A 19,073-nucleotide genomic window follows, 5' to 3' on the forward strand; every position below is an offset into this window, starting at 1 on the left:
CCTCAACCTCGCTGCATCAGCTGCTCGATCGCCTCTGGGTCCTTAGGGACTGCATCTGACAGGATCTCATGGCCCTCCTCGGTGATCAGGACCGTATCCTCGATCCGCACCCCGATGCCCCGATACTCCTCGGGGACCGCCTCGATCTGTGGCAGATACAGCCCAGGCTCGACTGTGAAGACCATGCCCGGCTCGAGTTTGCGCCATTCGCCATCACGCTGATAGTCGCCGACGTCATGGACATCCATCCCCAGCCAGTGGCCGGTACGATGCATGTAATAGGGCTTATAGGCCTCGTCCTTGATGAGCTGTTTCGGATCGCCGTCCAAGATACCCAGCTCGACTAGCCCTTTGGTTAGGACCTTGAGCGCCGCCTCATGCGGTTCGTTCCAGCGGCGTCCGGGGATAGCGCGTTTGAGCGCCGCCTGCTGGGCCTTGAGCACCCATTCATAGATCTGGCGTTGCGCCGGCGTGAAGCGGCCATTGACCGGAAAGGTGCGGGTGATATCCGAGGCATAACCGGACAGCTCGCAACCGGCATCGACCAGGACCAGATCGCCATCGCGCAGCTCGGCGGCGTTTTCAATATAGTGTAAAACACAGGCGTGGGCACCGCCGGCCACAATGCTGGGATAGGCGAGCTCGGATGCCCCGGCGAGCGCGCAGCGATAGCGGAACTCGGCTGCCAAACGGTCTTCGGTCAGACCTGGGCGGCATAGGCGCATCAGTTTGAGATGCGCCTGCGCCGAGATGCGCGCAGCGCGGCGCAGGATAGCGATCTCGGCGGCGCTTTTTTTGAGACGCTGCTCGTGTAGGATCGAGCCGAGGTCGATCAAGACCTCTGGCGCCCTGGTACCGCTGCGTGCCTTGGCACGCACCTGACGCACCCAGCCCATGACCCGGTTGTCGAGATCGGTATTCGTTCCGATGGGATAGTACAGACGCTTGCAGCCCTCGATCAGCTTGGGCATCTCCTCGTCAAGGGCGCCCATAGGATGGGACTGATCGGCGCCGAAGCGCTTGATTGCGCCCTCTGGCCCAATGCGCATGCCATCCCATTGCTCGCGTTCGGGATCGCGTGGACGGCAAAATAAAATAAATTCCCCCTCTTTGCGCTTCTGGACAAGGACACACCAGGCGTCCGGTTCGGGAAAGCCGGTGAGATAGCTAAAGTCACTATCCTGGCGGAAGGGATAGTGCACATCGCGATTGCGTAGCCTCTCCGAGGCTGCAGGGAGGATAACGATAGACTGGGGTCCGATCGCCTTGACAAGCCGTCGGCGGCGACGCAGGTATTCGGCAGGGGTCATGACGAAGCGATGGGCGTTGGGGCTGTCTGCTTGGCCGATGTCTGCTCAGCGTGGAGCAACATCACGGCCACGCGCACGAACTCGATGAGCTCGGCGAGTGCTTGTTCGTTATCCTCGCTGTCGTCGAGCTGGCCGAGATCCATCTGGGTGATGGCCGTGAGATCGGCGATGATCTCACGCCCCTGGGCAGAGCAGTCGGCGATGCCGAGGCTATGCAGACCCAGTCCATATAAAAAGCCCCGCGTCCAATCGTAAAGCCACAAGGCCCGTTCGCGCAGGGGTGCCGAGTCGTCAGGGGAGGGGAGATCCAAGACTCGCTCAGGGGCTTGAAAATGGGCAGAGATGCCCGCTGCCCACTCGCATAAGACGACTCGCCCCGTATCCGGCGAGGGCGGGTTATTGTCGCCTGCGGGTATGATCTGATCTAGCCAAACATCCACAGCCTTGGGTTCACCGGCGCAGATGAGGCCGCAGAGCATACCGTGGGCCTCACTGAGGGTCGGGCAGAGGCAGCCCGACTCGAGATAACGCGCGATATCAGGGACGAGGGTATCCGTAGCAACCTCCTGAGAGTGCACCCGCGGATGTTGGGAGACGACGCTGCCATCATAGCACGGCCCTGGCGGATTGACCGCCCGCAAAGCCCCTTCTATAGTGAGTACACTCTTACGGAGTCTCCGACCTTGGCCAAATTCGATCTCGATCGATTTGAACACTGTGTGCATGCCCTGATTCGCTTAAACGAGAGCCTGAAAGACGAAAACGCTTCCTTGCGCGCGCATCAGGCGTTGCTTTTGGCCGAGCGCGCTGAGCTCATCGGAAAAAACGAACAGGCGCGCACCCGCCTTGAGGCTATGCTGTTGCGACTGCGCGCGATGGAGGAACATCTGTGATCGAAGAGCCGTTGCAACTGACCATCAAGATCCTCGACAAGGAATATCGGATCGCTTGCGAGTTCCATGAACAGGACGATTTAAAGGCATCGGCGCGACTGCTTGACAACCGCATGCGTGAGATTCGCCAGACGGGTCGCGTGGTTGGCACCGATCGCATCGCTGTGATGGCGGCACTCAATATCGCCTATGACCTCATTCAGCTACAACGCGCCTGCGCCGGTACTGAAAATGAGCTCAATCGTCGTCTGCAACAATTACAAGAGCGGGTCAATCAGGCCCTTGCAGGCGAAAGGGATGAACTCTGCGAACCTCCTCGGTTCGATCAGCCTGAGCCCGTATCTCAATCCGCACTGGACGCCCCGCGCGAAAAGGTATAGCCTAGTCCTTAAGACACCCCCTGCGGTGTGCGTCAGCGGCCTGGGTATATTCTTGAGCCTAATCCTTACCCAGGGGATGCGAGTGTGTGCAGCCAGTGTGCAAGTCCGCCGCCGAGCGGAAAGCCTTAAGGCCACGCCGACCGTCCCCCCTTGAACCTCGCGGTTCAAGAACAAAGGCAGGCAGCGCCACCAGCGGGGGGTGTCTGTTTTCCCGAATGCAGAATAGCAGTCAACTCAGACAGGTCTTGCGTACCGCGCGGCGCGCCCTTTCCCCAAGTCTTCAACGCCTTCATGCCCGAAGGCTGGCTAGGCATTTGGGCAAACATCCATTTTTCCTCCGCGCCCGTCGTTTGGCATTGTATTGGCCGGCAGATGGCGAGATCGATCCGCGCCCCGTGCTGGATCGGCCTCATGCCCGCGCCAAGCATGTCTATCTCCCTGTCTTAAACCCGCTGGGCCGGTCTAAATCCCTGTGGTTCGCCCGCTATCGCCCGGACGGACCACTGCGCTTCAACCGTTTTGGTATTCCTGAACCGCATCAATGCGGGCGGCAGCTCATTCCGATACGTCACCTCGATCTCATCATCCTGCCTCTGGTCGGTTTTGACGCTCACGGTAACCGTCTAGGTATGGGCGGCGGCTTTTATGACCGCACCCTGGCCTATCGGCGGCGTTATACCCATTGGCAGCGCCCGCGTCTGGTCGGTGTTGCCCATGAATGCCAGCGGGTAGAGCACATCGAGGCCAAGCCTTGGGACATTCGGCTTGATATGATCCTAACCGAAGCGGGTTGTTATCTACCTTGATAGCGGTTCGGTGACACATGACTTAAACCAGGGATCGCAGCCATGACTAGCTTTCGCCTGGGGTTTAACAATAGGAGGACGCGCAGCGTATGTATCAAGACGAGCTCAAGAAACAGGCAGCGGAGGCGGCGCTCGACTATGTCGAAGGCGGCGTGATCGGCGTTGGGACCGGCTCGACCGTGAATCATTTCATCGCCGCCTTGGCGCGCATCTGCCATCGGATCGAGGGTGCAGTGTCCAGCTCCGAGGCCTCAACCGAGCGCCTGAAACAGCATGGGATCCCTGTTTTGGATCTCAATGCCGTAGGTGAGCTGGGACTCTATGTGGATGGGGCGGATGAAGCCAATCATCAACTTGAGTTGATCAAGGGCGGCGGCGGAGCGCTGACCCGCGAAAAGATCGTCGCTGCGGCCAGCCGCCGGTTTGTGTGTATCGCCGATGAGAGCAAACTGGTTGAGGTCTTAGGACGCTTTCCCTTGCCGGTCGAGGTGATCCCTATGGCGCGCAGTTTCGTGGCGCGTGAATTGGTCAGATTGGGCGGGACGCCGGTATGGCGCGAGGGTTTTGTTACCGATAATGGTAATGTCATCCTGGATGTACAGGGTCTAAGTATCCACGACCCCAAGGCGCTCGAACAACAGATCAATAATATCCCTGGGGTAGTGACGGTCGGGATCTTTGCCTTGCGCCCAGCCGATGTCTTGATCCTGGGCACGCAAAACGGTCCACAGACCATCGCGCGCAGCTGAGGGATTTGATGACATAAAAAGGGGTTTGATGACATAAAAAGGCGCGGGGCTTTTAAAGCCCCGCGCCTTAGGTGTATCCCGTATTTCGGGAGCGGCAGGATCAGAAGTTATGGATCATGCCGATTGAGAAACCATCCCAGTCTGTGTTTGGAAGGTCGTCGTTGGTCTGGGTATAAAGGATATAGGCCTTGGTGCGTTTGCTCAGGTTGTGATCAAAAGCGACCGCCCAGGTGTAATAGTCGCCATCAATGGCATCCCGCACATTCTTGGGTGCGCCGGGCGGGACGCGACCGTCGCGGTTACCATTGCCATACATGGCCTTGATCATGTTGTTGCCGAAGCTGTAACCAGCCTGGATCTGCCAGAGCTTCAGCGAGTCGTTCGTGGTGGCCGGGCTGATCTGGCCCCTGGGCAGATCGGATTGCTCCTCATAGATACCTGCCAAGGTGAAACCGTTCCAGTCGAGCATCCCTAAGCCAACGCGCCACTTAGTATAGTCATCAGCGACATAGCTTGGTGAAAGCCGATTACTGCTGACTGCGGTATTCATGAACAGCTCGTTGCTGAGCGACTCATAGGCCAGAGAGGCGTAGAAGGGGCCATTGCTATAGATGCCTGCGATCGAGTAGGCCTCGGCCAAGGTATCTGAATTGAGGTTTTCGCCATAGCCCGCCGTCGAGGCACCGCCGGCATGGACAGCTCCGGCAAGCTGGAAGCCGGAAAGATTCGGGCTTACATAGGCAATGGCGTTGTCAGCGCGGATATCGTCAAATTTGGCCGTGCCGTTGTAGTCCGCCATTGTATCGGAGAAGAGGTCGAGCTTTGCGGTCGAGTTTTTGTAGGGGGTATCGTTGCGACCGACCACGAAGGTACCCCAATCGCCGGTCAAACCGGCGAAGCTGTTGCGCATCGTGATGCTATCATCTGCTCCCGATGCAGCGTTGCCCCTGGTGCTCTCTTCGGTCATCCTAATACCGAACTCGACCTGGTAGATGGCCTTGAGCCCATTGCCCAGGTCCTCGGAGCCCTTGACACCGATCCGGTTGGCGCGGCTTTCGCCCGGGATCGCACCACGACCGTTCAGCCCCCAGCCCTTAAAACCGGTACCTTCGACATCTGCCCAGTCGATCGACATATGCAGCTTGCCATAGAGGATGGCATCGGCCGTTGCAGCAACTGGGGCAACCATCGTGGCAGCGACTGCTAGGGTTAGAAGTTTTTTCTTCATAAGAATTCTCCGGTGTTGTGAATTTGTCTCGTTTGACTGCAGAAACCGCGCGCAATCATGCTTTGCGTTGTGAACTATAGAGCACCGAATGGCGTTTTGCAACAGATTAGGCTAAAAAAGACACACTGGCATTTACTGTTTTTTTTTTGCAACAACTGGAATTGATGGCAGGACATGCTACAGCCTAAGTGCGGCAGATGCTCAAGCCTGAGTCGTCCTGGCTGCCTTGTTAATCGAGAGGTGCCATGCTGTGTCTAACCTGTGTCTAAATAGACCCAACGAAACTGTCTAAAAACCGTTTTTCGCGGAGCGAAACCTGCCTGGGGCGGCTGGCGCGGCGGGGTGAGGGGGCATGCCAGGCGGTTGGGGCAGAGATTTGCTCTCGTTCTCGGCTAATTCAACGTCCCAAACACGCAGATTTTACCAATATTGTGCACCAGTGCGTACAATCTCCATTGTACATCCACTTTGGCTTTCGAGCGCAGCGTGAAGCGGTTCATGTGTTTGTGAACGCAAATGTTCGCAAAGACCGGCTCGACCATCGCTAAACGGCGGGCGTAAATCTTCTTGCCCTGTGGACTGTCAATTTTGGCCTTCATCTCGTCGAGCAGATTGGGCGGCTGCGCGGTCGGAACGGAGAGATAGCGGCGGGAAGCGGAGGGCTTGCTCAGGCAGCGTTCGCGCAGCGGACAGGCGGCGCAGTCCTGGGGGCGGGCGTGGTAGACGTCGTAGATGCGATAGCGGTTGCGCTGGCTGCGGGCGTGCAGGGTCAGTTCCCGCCCCTGGGGACAGAGATACCGTTGTCGGTCGGGGTCGAACGTGAAATCCGTCAGCGAGAAGGGCGCTTCCTTCTGCTGTCCACCCTTGAAACGGTCTCGATCGGCGAAGCGCTCATCGCGTTTGCGGAACTGGATGTCGGGGATGTAGGCGTCCACTCCTTCAGTCTGGCAGAACGTCAGGCTTTCCACACTATGATAGTTGCTGTCTGCGGTCAGGGTCTTGCCCTGAAAGAAGGTCTCGTCCTTGCCAATCGCCTTGAGATTCTTTTTCGCACCCGTCAACATCGGCTCGAGATTGTCGTGGTCCTGGGTGGCGAAGGCTTCGGCGGCGAGGATGATTTGATGTTTGGAATCGACCAGCGCCTGCGCGTTGTAGCCCTGCACGACGCCGTGGGCGGTGGGCATCTTGACCGATTCGTTGTCCACGGCGTTGCTCTGGATTTCTTTGCCGTCGCTGCCCGTCTTGGGCTGTTCGCTCTGCAGGAACTGCTCCAACCGTTCGACTGCCCGCTGCAGGCGTCTCTCGCGCTGCTGCTGGCGTTCCAACTCGACCTCCGGCTGGGCGTCTGCCATCGCCTGCTGCAGTTTCTCCTGCAACTTATCGCGCTTGCGCTTGAGTTCGTCGAAGGTGCCGCTCCACTCTTTGGAGACGTTGGCGGAGAGTTTGACCCCGTCCAGGCTGAAGTGCGAGCCGCCGAGCAGGTTCATCTCTTCGCACACCAGCAGGACGTCGCAGAAGAGGCTCTCGATTTCTTCCTGCATGGTTGAGACGAAGTTGGCGATGGTGCTGTGGTCGGGGGAATAGCCGCAGGCGAGCGCGATGAAGGTGACGTTTTCGACGCAGGCGCGCTCGATTTGTCGGGAACTGAGCAAGCCGCGGGCGTAAGCCAGCAAAATGACTTTGAGCAGGATTCTGGGGTGAATGGCGGTTGCGCCGGTTTCGTCGTTGTTGTAGCGCTGGTCGAAGACCGAAAGGTCCATGTGCTTTTCGACCACTTCGTGAATGGTGTGCTCCAGGCTGCCGGGGAGGATCTGGTTTTCGAGGGAGATGGGCAGCATGACCATCTGGTCGTAGTTGCAGGGTTTGAATTTTGGCATGGGGTCACCTCTGCCAGAGTAAACCCCAATCGTTTAAGGTGGATTCGCCCCTTTTTCGACAGTTTCAACGCCAAGTTTTAAGATATCTTAGTGCTAAAGTTTTCGCGATACCAGTAAACTGGCTGTACCCAGGGGATCCCGGGCGCTGATGAACTGTCTGGGGCGCCGCGACTGGGCTCAGTGTTGCATACCAGGTACACATGCGCCGATCATGGTATGGATCAATGAGTTTCCCGCTCAATGAATGGTTGAGTAGATCGGTTGCGAATAGCTTCTGGAATCTAGAGTTTTAAGGTATAGATAGGGTGTAAGAAAGCGCATGCGACCTTCTCAACGCCGCCCTGACGAGCTGCGTCTGATCCGTTTCACCCTGGGGTTTACTCGGTATGCTGAAGGCTCAGTGCTCGTCGAATTCGGCGATACCCATGTGTTGTGCACCTCCAGTCTCGATCCCAATGTGCCGCCCTTTCTCAAGGGCAAGGGACAGGGATGGGTAACGGCCGAATACGGGATGCTGCCACGCGCAACCGCCGAACGTACCCCACGCGAGGCAACGCGGGGCAAACAAAGCGGGCGTACTCAGGAGATTCAGCGCCTGATTGGGCGCAGTCTCAGGGCGGCGGTGGACCTTAAGGCGCTGGGCGAGCGAACGATTACCCTGGATTGCGATGTGCTTCAGGCCGACGGCGGGACGCGCACGGCAGCAATCAGCGGCGGCTGGCTGGCCCTGCGCCTGGCGATCAACCGTCTGCTTGACAGTGGTGCATTGACCGTTGATCCGCTTAGGGCGCAGGTCGCTGCGGTCTCGGTGGGGATCTGGGAGGGGATACCGGTGCTTGATCTCGATTATGCCGAGGATTCGACCGCTGCGACCGATTTGAACCTGGTGATGGATGAGCAAGGGCGCTTCATCGAGATCCAGGGGACCGCTGAGGCGCAGCCCTTCAGCCGCAATGAACTCGACGCCCTGTTATCCCTGGGGGAGTCGGGTATCCGCGCCATTCAAGCTGCCCAGTGTGCGGTCTTGAACGGCGGTTGAGCCTCCTCTGAATCGAGTTCAGGAAGATGCGTTTACCCTCCGCTGGACTCTTGATCCTAGCCAGTGACAACCCAGGCAAAATGCGTGAGATCGCCCGCCTGCTTGCGGGACTCCCTTTCGAGGTTCGCAGTCAAGGGGAATATGGTGTGCCAGCGGTCGAGGAGACGGGCCTGAGCTTTGTCGAGAACGCGATCCTCAAGGCGCGGCAGGCCTGCCGCTATACGGGTCTACCGGCGATCGCTGACGACTCGGGGCTCGAGGTCGATGCGCTCGCTGGTGCCCCTGGGATCTATTCCGCCCGTTATGCCGGACCCAAGGCCACGGACGAGGAGAACCTGCGCAAGCTGCTCGATGCACTCCAGTGCGTCCCCGAGGCCGAGCGCACCGCCCGTTTTCAGTGCGCGATCGTTTATTTGCGCCATGCCGAGGACCCCATGCCACTCGTTTGCCAAGGCACCTGGGAGGGTCGCATCCTGTTCGAGCCGCGCGGGACCCAGGGCTTTGGCTATGACCCGGTCTTTTTGGTCCCAACGCAGGGTTGCAGCGCCGCTGAGCTCGATCCAGAGCTCAAGAACCAGCTCAGTCATCGCGGCCAGGCCTTACAGCGGTTGCGCCAATGGTTTGCAGCATGAATCCGCAGGACATCGCCGCCAATTATGAGCGGCTCATGGCACGTATCCGGTCTGCGGCCGAACGCGCCGGCAGATCGCCTGAAACCATCCAATTGATCGCAGTCGGCAAACAACAGCCGGCGGCGGCCATCCGCGCTCTCTATGCCCTAGGGCAGCGGGCCTTTGGAGAGAGCTATGTGCAAGAGGCCCTGGGTAAACAGGCCGAGCTTGCCGACCTGAAGGACATCGAATGGCATTTCATCGGGCGCATCCAGGCCAACAAGACCCGTGCGCTCGCCGCCCATTTCGCCTGGGTCCATGGTTTGGCCGATCGCCACCATGCCGAACGCCTCAGCGCCCAGCACCCCCCTGAGCGTTTGCCCTTGCGGGTGTGTCTGCAGGTCAATCTCAGCGGCGAGGCTAGCAAATCCGGGGTCGCACCCGAGGCACTCCCCGAACTGCTTGCCGCCTGTAAATCACTACCGAACTTCGAGGTTTGCGGGTTGATGACCTTGCCGGCACCGGCTATGGGGGAGGAAGCCCAACGCCGCCCCTTCCGGAGGCTGCGCGAGCTACGCGACCGCCTGGCGACCCCATCGCATCCGCTGCCCGTCTTGTCGATGGGCATGTCCGATGACCTGGAGGCAGCGATCCTGGAAGGGGCGACCCAGGTGCGTGTTGGTACTGCCTTATTCGGTAACCGTACTTAAGTGTTGGCAAACTAGGCGTAAAATGGGCCACAGTCTCGTTTAAGACCTCAAGATGAGTGATCCATGACGACAGTCAAGATTCGCTTTATCGGTGGCGGTAACATGGCCGCTAGTCTCATCGCTGGTCTGATCGCCGATGGCTATACACCCGCTGAGATCCAGGTCTCCGATCCCGACCCCGAGCGCCGACAGGTCCTGCAAGCAGCCTTGGGGGTGCGTGCCCTGGCCAGCAATCTCGAAGGGCTCGCTGAGGCCGGGACCTTGGTCCTCTGCGTCAAACCGCAGATGGCGGCGATGGTTTGCGCCGAGCTTGGACCGATGGTCAGCGAACACTGCCCGCTCGTGGTCTCGGTCATGGCGGGGGTGACCGAGCGGACCATCCAACGCTGGCTTGGTGGCCCAGTCCCAGTGGTGCGTGCCATGCCCAATACCCCAGCGATGTTACAGACTGGTGCCATCGGTCTGCATGCCAGCCCAGAGGTCGATGCCGAGGGGCGCAATCGTGCCGAGACCATCCTGCGCGCCGTGGGTCTGGTGCGCTGGGTCGAGGATGAGGCAGCGATCGATGCCGTCACCGCTATCTCTGGCAGCGGGCCGGCCTATTTCTTCCTGCTCATGGAGACCTTGGAGCAGGCGGCGATCGAGCTGGGTCTAGAGGCCGAGACCGCCCGCCTCCTGACCTTGCAGACTGCGCTCGGGGCGGCCAAGATGGCGATGGAAAGCACCGATCCGCCGGCACGGTTGCGCGAACGGGTGACCTCGCCAGGCGGGACCACCGAGCGGGCGCTCGCCGTCTTTGCCGAAGCCAATCTGCGCGGCCTGGTCGAGCGCGCTGCCCGCGCTGCCCGCGACCGCGCTGTCGAGCTATCGCGCATCCTCTCGGAGTCGGCATGAGTTCATCCTATCTCATCGATCCGCTGGTCTTTCTGGTCCAAACCCTATTTGGGTTGTATACGGCGACGGTGGCGTTGCGCTTTCTGCTGCAATGGGTACGCGCCGATTTTTACAACCCGATCTCTCAGGCGGTGGTCAGGCTGACCTCGGCCCCCTTGCGCCCTTTGCGCCGGATCATCCCTGGTTATGGCGGCTTGGATCTTGCGGCCCTGGTGCTGATCTGGCTGCTGTCTGCGGCTGAGCTCGGTTTGATCGTCTGGATCGTCGGACTGGGCCGTTCGCCTTTGGGCGCCTTTCTCTGGGCGATTCCGAGCATGGTTGAGCTGTTCATCAATCTTTTTCTCTTCTCGATCCTGATTCGCGCGATCCTGAGCTGGGTCAACCCAGATCCCGCGAATCCGGCCAACCGGCTATTGGATCAACTCACCGGGCCGGTCATGCGTCCGTTCAAGCAGCTCCTGCCTCCGATCGCCGGGATCGATCTGGCACCGCTTGCGGCCATGATCGTCCTGGTCCTGCTCAATATGTTGTTGATCCCACCGCTCAAATGGTTGGTGGCAAGTCCAGTGTAAAACGATGAGTTGGTATCGCTGGGAAGGCGAGGATCTGGAACTGCGGGTGCGGGTACAGCCTCGCGCACCCCGCGATGCCTTCGACACGCCCGATCCGAGCGGGGCGTATTATTGGGTGCGGCTCAAGGCCCCGCCGGTCGAGGGCAAGGGCAACAAGGCGCTGCAGCGGTTCATCGCCGATGCCTTCGGAGTGCCGCTCAGCCAGGTCAGTCTCCTCAGCGGTGACCGGGCGCGTTACAAGCGTCTGCGCATCCAGCGCCCGCGCCAGATTCCATCGAGCCTCACCATTGCCCCATGCAACGGCTGAATCTGCTGAGCTATAACGTCCAGGCAGGGATCGAGTCGCGTCACTACAGCGACTATCTCTTGCAAAGCTGGAAACATCTCCTGCCCCATCCTGAACGCCTCACCAATCTTGCGCGCATCGCCCAGATGTTGCGTCAATTCGATATCGTCGGGCTGCAGGAGGTCGATGCGGGCAGCCTGCGCAGCGCTCAGGTCGATCAAACCCTGTATCTCGCCAGACAAGGCGCCTTCCCGCACTGGTATCGTCAAATCAATCGCAATCTCGGGCCCTTTGCCCAGCACAGCAATGGCCTGCTTTCGCGCCTGCGCCCGGCCTCGATCACTGAACACCGCCTGCCTGGGCTACCAGGGCGGGGGGCAATGACCGCTGAGTTTGACCTGGCTGATGGTGAGGTGCTGGCGGTCGGGGTCGTCCATCTGTCACTCGGCTGGCGGGCGCGCCGGCGCCAGCTCGATTATCTCGCCCAGTTGGCGCGGGGTTATCCCTATCTGGTGTTGATGGGTGACTTCAATTGCGGCTGCGATTCCAAGGGCCTGCGCTCGATGGTCCGCGCTGCGGGTATGCGGGGCCTGGATTGCGAGCTCAAGACCTTTCCGAGCTGGCGTCCGCGCCATAATCTGGACCATATCCTGGTCTCGCGGCCCATTGAGATTGTATCGGCACGGGTCATCGACTATATGCTTTCGGATCATCTGCCGATCAGCATGTGCATCGAGTTGCCACCCAATCTGCGTCTGGCCGAATCGACCCTGGAGGCGAGCGATCGCTTGGTATCGGACTAAAACGTCCGCGTCTGACGCAGATGCTGGCTGACTGCCAGCCAACTGCCGATGAGCCCCAGAAGGATGCTTGCGCCGATCAGGATGCCTGTGGCGCCGAGTCCAAGACCAGTCAGTTTGAATGCGCTGTGATAAAGCGAGGCCAGGCGCGATACATGGGCCTGGATGATCAGCAGGGCGATCCCTACCAACACCCAGGCCAAGGCCCCTCCGAGCAATCCATACCAGGCCCCGGTATAGAGGAACGGCCGTCGGATGAACCCTGGCGTTGCGCCCACTAGTTCCATGACCTCGATTTCAGTATGGCGATTTGAGATCTCGAGCCGGATGGTATTGCCGACGATCAACAGCACCCCGATCCCGAGCAGGCTGCCGATCAGCAGGGCGATGACCCGCATGAGGGCGATGATCGCCTCCAGACGCTGGAGCCAGAGCGTATCCATGCGCGCGAAATCAGCCTCAGGCAGTTCCAATAAACGCTCTTGCAAACCCTCAAGCTGGGCAGGATCGGCCTGATCGGGTTGGGGATAGACGGCTAGGACGATCGGCAAGGGATTTTCCTTGATACGATCGAGCGCCTCCTCGAACCCGCCCAGATCGCGGAACTCGGCCAACGCCTGTTCGCGGGTGATCACCTCGACGCGCGCGATCTCGGGCCAGCTGCGTAACTGGCTGGCTAGCGTCTGTGCCTGTTGATCGTCGATCTTCAAGTCGAGAAAGAGCGAGATCGCTGCTGTCTGTTCCCAATTGCCGACGAGCAACCTCAGGTTTTCGCTCAAGACATAGAGCAGCGCGGGCAGGGCAAGCGAGATGGCGATCACGGTCACCGTCATGCCCGAAGCCAAGGGCGCATCCCGCAGCCGATCGAGGCTTTCGCTCAGGGTCTGGCGGTGATGGTAGAGCCAGATCCCCAGGCGATCTAGGGCCGGCAACCGACGCGCCCGCCCTAGGCGCTGGCGGGGCGGGGGACGCTGCGGCTGTGGCGGGCGGCGTCTGTTCATGCTCACCAGGCCCCGGTATCGCCGACTAGCCGCCCTTCGTCCAGCTTCAAGGTGCGGTGCCCCAGCTCCTCGACCAGGTCAAAATCATGGGTAGCGATCAATAGGGTCATGCCGACATATTTGAACCGCTCGAAGAGGTGAAAGATCTCGCGCGACAGATCCGGATCGAGGTTGCCGGTCGGCTCATCGGCGAGCAGTACCGCCGGACGTCCGACCAGGGCACGTGCGATCCCCACCCGCTGCTGTTCCCCGCCCGAGAGCGCCAGCGGTAAGGCGTGTTCACGCCGCAACAGACCCACTTGATCGAGTGCCGCGCGTACCCGCCGCCCGATCTCCTTGGGATGCACGCCCATGACCATGAGGGGCAGGGCGACGTTGTCAAAGACGCTGCGGTCGGGCAACAGCCGGTGATCCTGAAAGATCATCCCCACCTGCCGACGGTGATAGGGGATCTCGTGGCGGGGAAGGGTGGCGAGATTGCGCCCATTGATCAGGACATGGCCGCGGGTCGGGCGTTCGAGAAGCCCGATCAGCCGCAACAGGGTGCTCTTGCCGGCGCCCGAGTGTCCAGTTAAAAAGACCATCTCGCCCGTCTGGATCTCAAGGTCGATCCCAGCGAGTGCATCCCCGCGCTCAGGATAGCGTTTATAGACGTTCTGAAAGCGGATCATGGTCGTTGTTGCCCGAGTCGCGCCATCCTCTCTGGGCATGTAGCCCATGTACCAACAGCAAGTCGGCGCTTTATCCGATCTGTATATCCGCTCAACCAAGCGTCCATGGTTTCGCCGCCACGATTCTGGATGCAGAGATCGGCGATGGTCATAAAGGGTGTTGCTCTAGCCTCCAAGGTGAATGGACAGCAAGGCGCCGATGCATCCTTCGTCAGGGCGCGGCCTAATCGAGCAATGCCTCGACGAAGGCATCTGGATCAAAGGGGCGCAGATCCTCGATCGCTTCGCCGACTCCGATGAAGCGGATCGGGATCTTGCAGCGCTCGGCGATGGCGAACAGGATCCCGCCCTTGGCTGTGCCGTCGAGCTTGGTGAGGGTAATCCCCGTGAGGCCGACGGCGCGATGGAACTGCTCGGCCTGGTGGATGGCATTCTGACCCGTCGTGGCATCGATCACCAACATCACCTCATGGGGGGCATCCGGGTCGATCTTTTTGAGCACCCGGGCCACCTTGGCCAGTTCCTCCATCAGGTTGTCCTTGGTATGTAGGCGCCCGGCGGTATCGGCGATCAACACATCCATCCCGCGCGCCGTGGCTGCCTGGAGGGCATCGAAGATCACCGAGGCGCTATCCGCCCCCGTTTGCTGGGCGATGACCGGCACCCCGTTGCGCTCGCCCCAGGTCTTGAGCTGTTCCACTGCCGCTGCGCGGAAGGTGTCGCCTGCGGCCAGCATGACACGGTTGCCCTCGTCTTGGAGCCGCTTGGCTAGCTTGCCGATGGTGGTGGTCTTGCCGGCACCATTGACCCCGACCATCAGGATGACCTGGGGGCGACCGGGCGATGGTTGTTTGACCGGGCCATCAGCAGCACGCAGGATAGCAGCAAGCGACTCCTTGAGCGCGGCCATCAGCGCATCGGGCTCTGTGAGCCTCTTGCGTTTGACCTGCGCCCGCAGCTCGGTTATCAGGCGCGCCGTGGTCGCCGCCCCGACATCGGCGGTGATGAGCAGGGTCTCGACCTCTTCCAGCAGGTCCTCGTCGATCCGTTGGCGCCCTCCCAAGAGCCCTTTGAGCCCCCCGCCGAGCTTGGAGCGCGGTTTAGCAAGCCGTTCGCGCAGGCGGGCGAACACGCTGCGCTTGGGCCTTGTCTCGTCCTCGGCTGCAGTCGCTCTCTCAGCTACGGGTTGGGGGGACTCGGCCGGCTGTCTGGGACCATCGACCGCTGGGGTGTCAGGGGCGGATGTCTCGGGTGCCTTTGGCACATGCGCTGGCGATGGGGCGCGAAACAGCCTGCCAAACCAGGGGCGTTTAGCGGGTTCTGGGGACAGCTCGGCTCCTGGTTGTGGCTGGCCGGCGAGTGCATCTGTGTCCTGAAGCAGGTCTGACGGGACAGGGGATGCCGGCGTCTGGAGCTCGGTCGAATGGGTTGTATCCGGATTGGACGCTGGGCCGATTTTTTTCTTACCGAAGCCAAACATGGTCCGGTCAATCTTCTGCAGAGGTGATCATGAGACCCGATCTTAGCAGATCGCCCCGACAAGCGGCGCGGTCCTGGAGTCGGCGCGCCGTCGTCTCCTCGCCATTGTGCTGGTTGTCTAGCCGATGACCGGCGAGACGAATCCCTATGCCCGCAAGGGGTTCAAGATACAGCATAGGGCTGCGGGGCTGGTATAGACGTATTCGGTCTTGCGCCATCGACCTCAATCGACGGTCATGGCCCCCAACTTCAGGTCCTCGCTAAACAATGCGCGGCGCGGCTCGAACTGATAGCGCACAAACAGCATGGCTGCGCCCTGATCGAAGCTCGGGCTGTGATCGAACAGTGCACTGGCGCTCAGTTGCCAATGGGGGCTGAGCAACCAGGTCCCTTGCAGGGCAAGCCCGCCGCCGAACCTGCTTTGCTCGTCGCCCGCATAGCGCTACCCGTCATCGGCGAGCGGAAACCAGGGGCTTGGGTCTTGTTCTTGGGTACGCCAGGCGGCGTAGAGTGAGCCCTTGAGCAGCCAAAGCCGGCCCTCCAGGGTCTGGAAGTCCAGGGAGAGACCGAGCCCCAGGTCGCGCTGCGGGCTGTAATAACCGCCATGACCCAGTATGAAGTGGCTGAGGTTGTCGTCGAAGCGGCGATAGTCGATGAAGGGCCCCATGTTGAGATAGGCAAATCCATCGCGCTTCAATCTATAGCTGAGCCCGAGCCGCCCGAACATCCCCCGATTGTCAGCGACCTCATGGCCTTGGTAGTCATGGAGTTCAAGGGTTCCGCTCAGGCTCAGGCGCGAGCCGAGCGCCTGCCAACCTTCGGCCGCAACCCCGCACGTTTGCTGACCTGGCCCCAGGTCTTGCCGGTATAGAGGTCGCACAGACCCGTATATGACAGGACGCTCTCGCGCACTGGTCGCTGTTCGAGACGCCATGACCCGGTGTGCGGCAAGTCCCGTCGTTGAGGGCGGGGAAGGATAGCGCGGACGGCGCAGCCGTCCTTTGGTTTCAGTGTGGTTTCTGTTGCTGTTCGATGTACTGGCGCACGATGGAAATTGGTGCGCCGCCACAACTTGAGGCGAAGTAGGACGGCGACCACAGCCCACCCTTCCAGTAGTGTTTCTGGATGTCGGGTTGTTCCTTGCAGCAGTCTCTCAAGGATCTGGACCAGGCCTACGCCAACTTTTTCGCCAAGCGCGCGGACGCGCCGCGCTTCAAGAAGAAAGGGCAATCCGACAGTTTCCGTTACTCCGATTCGGAAAAAATCAAACTCGACCAGGCCAACAGCCGTATCTTCCTGCCGAAACTTGGCTGGCTGAGGTATCGCAACAGCCGTGAGGTGCTTGGCGTGGTGAAGAACGTCACCGTGAGCCAGTCCGGCGGCAAGTGGTTCGTGAGTATCCAGACCGAGCGCGAGGTAGAGCGGCCCATCCCGCAGGGTGGCGCAGTTGGCATCGACATGGGCATTGTCCGCTTCGCCACCTTGAGCGACGGGACGGTCTACGCCCCGCTCAATAGTTTCAAGCGGCATGAGACGCGCTTGCGCAAGGCGCAACAGGCGCTCTCCCGCAAGGTGAAATTCAGCAACAACTGGAAGAAGGCGAAAGCCAGAGTCCAGCGCATTCATTCCCGCATCCGTAATGCCCGCCGCGACTTCCTACATAAGACCTCGACCGCGATCAGCAAAAACCACGCGATGGTGTGTATCGAGGACTTGCAGGTAGGGAACATGACCAAGTCGGCGGCTGGGACAATCGCACAGCCGGGCAGAAACGTTCGGGGCAAGGCTGGCCTAAACAAGTCCATTCTCGACCAGGGCTGGTTTGAGTTTCGCCGGCAACTGGACTACAAGCTGGCATGGCGGGGTGGCTGGCTCATTGCCGTGCCGCCGCAGAACACAAGCCGCACCTGCCCGTGCTGCGGCCATGTGTCGGCGGACAACCGCCAGACGCAAGATCGGTTCGAGTGCGTGGAATGCGGTTTTGAGGAAAACGCCGATGTGGTCGGCGCGATCAATGTGCTAAGGGCGGGACACGGCAGACGCTTCTGTCGGGATGTGTGATGAGCATGTCAGCCCGGATGGCCTGTGGATCGAGCCGCGCTGGCGGCCGGAAGCAGGAACCCACCGAAGCGGTTCAGGAGCGCTTCAATACCACTCCTGAGCGCCGTTGGAATCCCCGGCCTCAGGCCGGGGAGGATGTCAAGAGGCACTATCGCTGCGGGATTGGGCTAGACTCAGCGCCCCATCCAGGCGCGGCGACAGCTCGCCTGAGCTCGGCGTAGCATCGAGCAGAAGCCCCCAGGTCAGCTGATCCTCGAGGCTCAGGTTCAGGCTCGGGCGCAGGCCGTCGTCTAGGCGTGTGGTCGGTGCAAAGCGGTAGGTGGTGTTCGGATCGCTCGCTGCCGAGCCGATGGGTCGTCCTATCTCGAGGTCCCCGGCGTCGAGCGCGATGCGCTCGGCGCGCAGCTCAAGGCGTAAGGGGCCGAAGCTGTGTTCGTAGCCGAGGAGGGGCAGGCTCGATTCGCGCAAGCGGCTGGTGCCCGAGTCGCCCGAGCGCCAGCGCATCCCGGCGCCGCCGAGCAGACTGGGGCTTGTGAATCCAGCAAGCTCAGGGACGGCCTCTGGATCGATCTGCCAGGCCTGTCTCAGGTGTCCGGACGAATAGGCGGCGCGTGCCTGTTCCTTACGCCACAGTCGCCCTAGAGGTCCCTGACCGTCTGCGCTTGTGCGGCAATCTCTGGCGCGGCGTTCAATGCGCGCAGACTCAGGATCAGGCCCTGCGCACTGTCCTCGTCCTTGGTCGCGCGATACAAGGTCTGAAACCGATCGGCGGCCAGGCGGAATTGCCCCAGATTATAAAGATTCCAGGCAGCAAGCCTGTGGGTGTCGAGGTCATCTGCGCCAAGCTGGACGGCGGTCGCCAGCAGGCGCTGGGCGGTCTCATAGTCGCCTGATTCATGGCGTTTGGCGGCAAGGCCGCGCAGGGCATCGAGTGCCGTTTGTTTGAGATTTGGCCAGCGTTTGATCCGCTCGGGGGCGAGGACCAAGAGCTCTGCATCCCGCCCCAGGCTCTGCAAAGCCAACAGCTCACCGCGCACCGCCTCGATCCCTGGTCTCCAGGCCAAGGCCTGGCGAAAGTCGGCCAGCGCCTGTTCGCTCTGGCCAAGCGCAAGGCGAATCCAGGCCAGGAGTTCAAGGCGCTCGGCATCGCGCGTTTGATAGATGCGTTCGACCCAGGGCGCAAGACGCCTTAAGGCTGCCTCGCTCTGTCCCCGACGATGCAGGCGATCGGCATCGGTTGCAGCCTGTTCATAGGCCAGGCGCTGGCGCTCGGCGGGGCTGGGGGCGCGCTTGACCGGAGGTGACGCGGCTTGAGGGGTCTGTTGAGGCTGGGCGAACAGCCCGAGGTGATGGTTGAGCCAATGGATCAGCTCATCCGGAGGCGTCCAGTTGGGGTCCTCCACCCGCAGGCGTTTGATCTCGGCATCAAGGGCCTGATACTGCCCCTGATTGAGCATCTCCCAAAGCCTGGGCTCGGCGCGCCGGCCAGGTGAATAGATCCGCTCGGGCGGGATGGTCTCGGGGGTAGCAGGCGGCGCAGTGAGCAGCTCCCCTGGGGTCTCCGTCTGCGGGGGGCTGGGTTCGGGGAGCACAGGGGAGGGCAGTTGCTCATGCTCGATCAGTCCAGGATGCGATTGGCGCTGCTCCTCGACCAGTGTCCCCTGCTCGGCCTGCGCCCAGACGGGGCCCACCCCCAGTCTGCAGCA

At 60.8% G+C, this 19,073-nt stretch carries 24 protein-coding genes, 1 other RNA gene and 1 pseudogene; 13 read left to right on the plus strand and 13 right to left on the minus strand.

Going from position 1 to position 19,073, the window contains the following annotated elements; genetic code table 11:
- Positions 1–2: 2 nt before the first annotated feature.
- Together pepP and GWK36_RS01460 are read right to left on the minus strand one after the other, a co-directional pair.
- Positions 3–1,310 (minus strand): Xaa-Pro aminopeptidase, encoded by a 1,308-nt coding sequence (gene pepP / locus GWK36_RS01455; protein ID WP_166269453.1) that lies wholly within the window; start codon positions 1,308–1,310, stop codon positions 3–5.
- Positions 1,307–1,888: a UPF0149 family protein gene (locus GWK36_RS01460; protein WP_246237614.1), complete on the minus strand. Its 582-nt coding sequence runs from the start codon at positions 1,886–1,888 to the stop codon at positions 1,307–1,309. The genes pepP and GWK36_RS01460 overlap by 4 nt, the downstream gene beginning before the upstream one ends.
- Before the next feature lie 105 nt (positions 1,889–1,993).
- Between GWK36_RS01460 and GWK36_RS01465 the strand changes: the two genes are divergently transcribed.
- The 5 genes from GWK36_RS01465 to rpiA all read left to right on the plus strand — a co-directional run bounded on the left by GWK36_RS01465 (position 1,994) and on the right by rpiA (position 4,138).
- The gene (locus GWK36_RS01465; RefSeq protein WP_166268950.1) at positions 1,994–2,203 is read left to right on the plus strand and encodes a TIGR02449 family protein; all 210 of its coding nucleotides are present in this window, start codon (positions 1,994–1,996) and stop codon (positions 2,201–2,203) included.
- Entirely contained in the window at positions 2,200–2,583 is a 384-nt protein-coding gene (locus GWK36_RS01470) for a cell division protein ZapA (protein ID WP_166269457.1), read from the plus strand. The genes GWK36_RS01465 and GWK36_RS01470 overlap by 4 nt, the downstream gene beginning before the upstream one ends.
- 14 nt (positions 2,584–2,597) lie before the next feature.
- Positions 2,598–2,786, plus strand: a non-coding RNA gene (gene ssrS / locus GWK36_RS01475) — 6S RNA.
- Positions 2,787–2,798: 12 nt separating this feature from the next.
- On the plus strand, positions 2,799–3,389 hold the full coding sequence (locus GWK36_RS01480; protein ID WP_166269459.1) for a 5-formyltetrahydrofolate cyclo-ligase: 591 nt from the start codon (positions 2,799–2,801) through the stop codon (positions 3,387–3,389).
- Between the two features lie 89 nt (positions 3,390–3,478).
- Positions 3,479–4,138: a ribose-5-phosphate isomerase RpiA gene (rpiA, locus tag GWK36_RS01485; RefSeq protein WP_166269461.1), complete on the plus strand. Its 660-nt coding sequence runs from the start codon at positions 3,479–3,481 to the stop codon at positions 4,136–4,138.
- 100 nt (positions 4,139–4,238) lie between these two features.
- Here the strand turns inward: rpiA and GWK36_RS01490 are convergent, their stop codons facing one another.
- Complete coding sequence (locus GWK36_RS01490; protein WP_166272338.1) at positions 4,239–5,366, minus strand: porin; 1,128 nt, start codon at positions 5,364–5,366, stop codon at positions 4,239–4,241.
- A 392-nt stretch (positions 5,367–5,758) separates the two neighbouring features.
- Positions 5,759–7,243 (minus strand): IS1182 family transposase, encoded by a 1,485-nt coding sequence (locus GWK36_RS01495; protein WP_166269463.1) that lies wholly within the window; start codon positions 7,241–7,243, stop codon positions 5,759–5,761.
- Positions 7,244–7,562: 319 nt separating this feature from the next.
- Here GWK36_RS01495 and rph point away from each other — a divergent pair, with 319 nt between their 5' ends.
- From rph to GWK36_RS01530, 7 genes are all read left to right on the plus strand, one after another.
- A complete protein-coding gene (rph, locus tag GWK36_RS01500; protein WP_166269465.1) occupies positions 7,563–8,282 on the plus strand; it encodes a ribonuclease PH in 720 nt (239 codons plus the stop codon).
- Between the two features lie 26 nt (positions 8,283–8,308).
- Positions 8,309–8,914 (plus strand): RdgB/HAM1 family non-canonical purine NTP pyrophosphatase, encoded by a 606-nt coding sequence (rdgB, locus tag GWK36_RS01505; RefSeq protein ID WP_166269467.1) that lies wholly within the window; start codon positions 8,309–8,311, stop codon positions 8,912–8,914.
- A complete protein-coding gene (locus tag GWK36_RS01510; RefSeq protein ID WP_166269469.1) occupies positions 8,911–9,603 on the plus strand; it encodes a YggS family pyridoxal phosphate-dependent enzyme in 693 nt (230 codons plus the stop codon). The genes rdgB and GWK36_RS01510 overlap by 4 nt, the downstream gene beginning before the upstream one ends.
- 63 nt (positions 9,604–9,666) lie before the next feature.
- Positions 9,667–10,497: a pyrroline-5-carboxylate reductase gene (gene proC / locus GWK36_RS01515; protein WP_166269471.1), complete on the plus strand. Its 831-nt coding sequence runs from the start codon at positions 9,667–9,669 to the stop codon at positions 10,495–10,497.
- On the plus strand, positions 10,494–11,069 hold the full coding sequence (locus GWK36_RS01520; RefSeq protein ID WP_166269473.1) for a YggT family protein: 576 nt from the start codon (positions 10,494–10,496) through the stop codon (positions 11,067–11,069). The genes proC and GWK36_RS01520 overlap by 4 nt, the downstream gene beginning before the upstream one ends.
- A 4-nt stretch (positions 11,070–11,073) precedes the next feature.
- Complete coding sequence (locus GWK36_RS01525; RefSeq protein ID WP_166269475.1) at positions 11,074–11,376, plus strand: DUF167 domain-containing protein; 303 nt, start codon at positions 11,074–11,076, stop codon at positions 11,374–11,376.
- Positions 11,364–12,158 (plus strand): endonuclease/exonuclease/phosphatase family protein, encoded by a 795-nt coding sequence (locus GWK36_RS01530; RefSeq protein WP_166269477.1) that lies wholly within the window; start codon positions 11,364–11,366, stop codon positions 12,156–12,158. The genes GWK36_RS01525 and GWK36_RS01530 overlap by 13 nt, the downstream gene beginning before the upstream one ends.
- On the opposite strand, the gene ftsX is transcribed toward GWK36_RS01530, so the two are convergent.
- The 7 genes and pseudogenes from ftsX to GWK36_RS01560 form a co-directional block, all read right to left on the minus strand.
- Positions 12,155–13,156, minus strand: a complete 1,002-nt coding sequence (ftsX, locus tag GWK36_RS01535; protein ID WP_166269479.1) for a permease-like cell division protein FtsX — start codon at positions 13,154–13,156, stop codon at positions 12,155–12,157. The genes GWK36_RS01530 and ftsX overlap by 4 nt on opposite strands.
- Positions 13,157–13,158: 2 nt before the next feature.
- The gene (ftsE, locus tag GWK36_RS01540; RefSeq protein WP_166269481.1) at positions 13,159–13,827 is read right to left on the minus strand and encodes a cell division ATP-binding protein FtsE; all 669 of its coding nucleotides are present in this window, start codon (positions 13,825–13,827) and stop codon (positions 13,159–13,161) included.
- 223 nt (positions 13,828–14,050) lie between these two features.
- A complete protein-coding gene (gene ftsY / locus GWK36_RS01545; RefSeq protein ID WP_166269483.1) occupies positions 14,051–15,307 on the minus strand; it encodes a signal recognition particle-docking protein FtsY in 1,257 nt (418 codons plus the stop codon).
- Positions 15,308–15,529: 222 nt separating this feature from the next.
- On the minus strand, positions 15,530–15,688 hold the full coding sequence (locus GWK36_RS16220) for a hypothetical protein (protein WP_166269485.1): 159 nt from the start codon (positions 15,686–15,688) through the stop codon (positions 15,530–15,532).
- Positions 15,689–15,748: 60 nt separating this feature from the next.
- Positions 15,749–16,186 carry a cellulose synthase subunit BcsC-related outer membrane protein gene (locus tag GWK36_RS15750; RefSeq protein ID WP_166269487.1) on the minus strand — a complete coding sequence of 146 codons (438 nt, stop codon included), beginning with the start codon at positions 16,184–16,186 and terminating at the stop codon, positions 15,749–15,751.
- Entirely contained in the window at positions 16,096–16,377 is a 282-nt protein-coding gene (locus tag GWK36_RS15935; RefSeq protein WP_425482785.1) for a cellulose synthase subunit BcsC-related outer membrane protein, read from the minus strand. Before GWK36_RS15935 ends, GWK36_RS15750 begins: the two co-directional genes overlap by 91 nt.
- Positions 16,314–16,472: pseudogene (locus tag GWK36_RS01560) on the minus strand (transposase); the annotation flags it as partial. The pseudogene GWK36_RS01560 and the gene GWK36_RS15935, both read right to left, overlap by 64 nt.
- Here GWK36_RS01560 and GWK36_RS01565 point away from each other — a divergent pair.
- Complete coding sequence (locus GWK36_RS01565; protein ID WP_246237615.1) at positions 16,432–17,367, plus strand: RNA-guided endonuclease InsQ/TnpB family protein; 936 nt, start codon at positions 16,432–16,434, stop codon at positions 17,365–17,367. The pseudogene GWK36_RS01560 and the gene GWK36_RS01565 overlap by 41 nt on opposite strands.
- A gap of 138 nt (positions 17,368–17,505) precedes the next feature.
- On the opposite strand, the gene GWK36_RS01570 is transcribed toward GWK36_RS01565, so the two are convergent.
- Positions 17,506–17,871: a hypothetical protein gene (locus GWK36_RS01570; RefSeq protein WP_166269489.1), complete on the minus strand. Its 366-nt coding sequence runs from the start codon at positions 17,869–17,871 to the stop codon at positions 17,506–17,508.
- Between the two features lie 134 nt (positions 17,872–18,005).
- Entirely contained in the window at positions 18,006–19,058 is a 1,053-nt protein-coding gene (locus GWK36_RS01575) for a tetratricopeptide repeat protein (protein WP_166269491.1), read from the minus strand.
- Positions 19,059–19,073 lie beyond the last annotated feature (15 nt).

Source organism: Caldichromatium japonicum, assembly GCF_011290485.1.
In the GTDB taxonomy this organism is placed as follows: Bacteria; Pseudomonadota; Gammaproteobacteria; order Chromatiales; family Chromatiaceae; genus Thermochromatium; species Thermochromatium japonicum.